At 36.4% G+C, this 1,277-nt stretch carries 2 protein-coding genes; one reads left to right on the forward strand and one right to left on the reverse strand.

Annotated elements, in window-relative coordinates; translation table 11 throughout:
* Positions 1 to 483 (forward strand): hypothetical protein (locus ACFIJP_RS09135; protein ID WP_375627101.1); only part of this gene is annotated, 483 nt, incomplete at its 5' end.
* On the opposite strand, the gene ACFIJP_RS09140 is transcribed toward ACFIJP_RS09135, so the two are convergent.
* On the reverse strand, positions 464 to 991 hold the full coding sequence (locus tag ACFIJP_RS09140; RefSeq protein WP_375627103.1) for a hypothetical protein: 528 nt from the start codon (positions 989 to 991) through the stop codon (positions 464 to 466). The genes ACFIJP_RS09135 and ACFIJP_RS09140 overlap by 20 nt on opposite strands.
* Between the last annotated feature and the right edge of the window lie 286 nt (positions 992 to 1,277).

Raw genomic sequence — 1,277 nt, forward strand, 5'->3', positions numbered from 1 at the left:
CGTGCAAAAGCACCGCGTGAAGCCGTTGATAAATTGGCAATAGAAATGCGTGCAAAGCGCTTCGGTTTAACGCTACAGGAGGCAAAAAATCCACTTTCTGGGTCTTACATAGGGCGGCTTTGCTTGCAAGGCGTGCTTACACAAGAGCAATATGATGCCGCGCAACAATATCTACAGATAAGGAATAATTACCTTTGCGCAAAAGGCTTGCCTAATGCAATTTATGATGATGTGTCTACAAATTCAGATCCAGATAGCTTTGAACAATGGGTTCAAAAAGCAACAAATCACTATCAAGCCGTGAAAGAGGCAGTAAAAGAAGCCCAATGCCTCTATAGACAGTATAATCTTCATGCAGCGCTACAGTACCTCGTGATAGAAGATCAAATGCTATCACATCTCGTGAATTCACTGTGCGTTGCTCTTAATGCGCTCCAGAAGCACTTTTTGCAAAATCGTGTAATTATCGATAAAAATCACTAATAATATCGAACAATACTTTGATTTCATGGTCTAGTTCTTTAATTTTTTCTTTTTGTGTAGCAATACGCATTTGAACTTCGGTAATGATTTCTAGAAGTCGAGATACCTTTTCATGTTTCTTAGATTGTCTTTCTTTATCTAACTCCTTCATTTTGGCTATTTCGGAGTCCATACTGCTGATCAAGAGACGAGATATATTATTTCGTTTTTTGATTAGATCGTGCCATTTTCTTGTAATTTTTACATGCTTTTCAAACATTGGTTTTGGTAGCAGCCAAATTTTTTTCAAGAAATACATCTTTTCTATCCATAGAATTTCGTAAAATTTTGTTTCCCACCAATAGTCAGTATTATACAGGTGCATATGGTATGCCTTCTCTCGTTCTATAATTTCTTTTGAGCAGAATAACTCCTTCGTATTAGCATATCCATTTGAAGGGGATATAAGAGACGTTATCAAAAGTGCGATAATTAATACGCTTCTAAATAAAGATTTTTTTATAAACATCATTTCTACCTTATATGTCTACCTTAATGTGCACTTTATCTGTTTAACTGATTCACTTTGAAATTATCAATATGTGTTATTTTTATGTTGACAAAGTGTAGCAAATCGTATTTAATGACAAATACGGCACTGGTCGTACTGTATCTAAATGAGGGTGTGGTACAGTTCAAAATCCCCGCAAATGCGGGGTTTTTTATTATCTGGAGGGCGTATTTTATGACATCACAAAATACAGAACAGGCTCCACAACCGATTAAAAAGCGTATACCCCCAAAGGCAGGTCAAG

The sequence above is a fragment of the Bartonella sp. MU37NMGALS genome (assembly GCF_042194015.1).
GTDB lineage: Bacteria > Pseudomonadota > Alphaproteobacteria > Rhizobiales > Rhizobiaceae > Bartonella > Bartonella grahamii.